This window comes from Achromobacter marplatensis, assembly GCF_002209535.1.
Classification (GTDB): Bacteria; Pseudomonadota; Gammaproteobacteria; order Burkholderiales; family Burkholderiaceae_B; genus Achromobacter; species Achromobacter marplatensis.
Genome location: NZ_NJIG01000051.1, coordinates 1 through 1,055, shown reverse-complemented (window position 1 = coordinate 1,055; position 1,055 = coordinate 1). Strand labels below are relative to the sequence as shown.

Annotated in this window: 1 protein-coding gene; it reads left to right on the top strand. The window is 59.1% G+C overall.

The features are described 5' to 3' along the window. Positions 1 to 566 precede the first annotated feature (566 nt). Positions 567 to 752 carry a hypothetical protein gene (locus tag CEY09_RS32685; protein WP_234818453.1) on the top strand — a complete coding sequence of 62 codons (186 nt, stop codon included), beginning with the start codon at positions 567 to 569 and terminating at the stop codon, positions 750 to 752. Positions 753 to 1,055: the final 303 nt, after the last annotated feature.

The following is a 1,055-nucleotide window of genomic DNA, read 5'->3' as shown; positions in this document are numbered from 1 at the left end:
TTCGCAGTGATTTATGCAGAGCGCTTCACTGACCCGTATCGCTGAGATAGCATCAACACGCCGGATCCTCTATGGGATCAGGCACTGAGTGCCTTAAACACAAAAAAACTGACACTCCCGCGGCGGCGTAAGCGCCTGCCGTGCTTCATGGCGCAGCGTCAGTATCCCTGCGTCCCGTGGTCTTGCGCCAGACGCACCGCATGACACGGTAAACGCGATTCAAGCAGCCTTCCCCACATGCCCTCTCGCCCGCGCAAGGCCGCCCCAGAGCAGACGGCGCTGCTAACAGCGGCCTTCCCCGCGCGGCTACAAGCCGAAGCAGCACATATTGCCGAGGAGATCCGCCCCTCGGTCATGTGCGGCGGCGGGTTAACCGTTACGTGCAGGACGAACCATTGGCGCTGCCCTATCGCGTTCAGCACGGGGGTAGCGATTCCCGGTTCCAAGCTGGACGAACCCCAGGCACTGATCTACGCGTGCATACAGTCACGCCATCATGACGGCCACGTACGTCAGTACCAGTTGAGCGGCTGGCTGGGCCGTCCGAGTCTTGGGTTGTGTCGTTCGTGGTGCAGCTCTGCAGCGAATACGTCGTGGAAATCGTGCAGGACATCGAGGCGCGCTTGCCCTTACTGGACAAGCACGTCTATGGAACGGTTCTTCGAGGCAATCCGGCCTTTCTGGATCTGGCGCAGCAATGCATGACCAGCTACTGGGATTGCTACTACCGGCGGCACTGGCTCAGAAGCTAAACCTGTGTCGGATTTCGCTTGTTCAAGCAGTTTCGCGACTGGCAAGCCTCGGGCTAGGACCTCACGATCTTGAAAAACTCGATCCGCGAATCAATTGTCAGAACTGCGGCGCGACCGATCGGAAGAGTTCTTGTTCAAGCGCTTCGCTTCGTCTTCCGCGTAGTCTTCCTCGCCCGCTTCGTACTTGCGTAAGCACCCCCGTCAAGTAGACATTGGTTGATAGACGATCGGAGCGAAGGTTAGCCGAGGCATGAATTGCACCGGCGGGAGGCCACCCAACGATTCGTGCGGGCGGTACTGGTT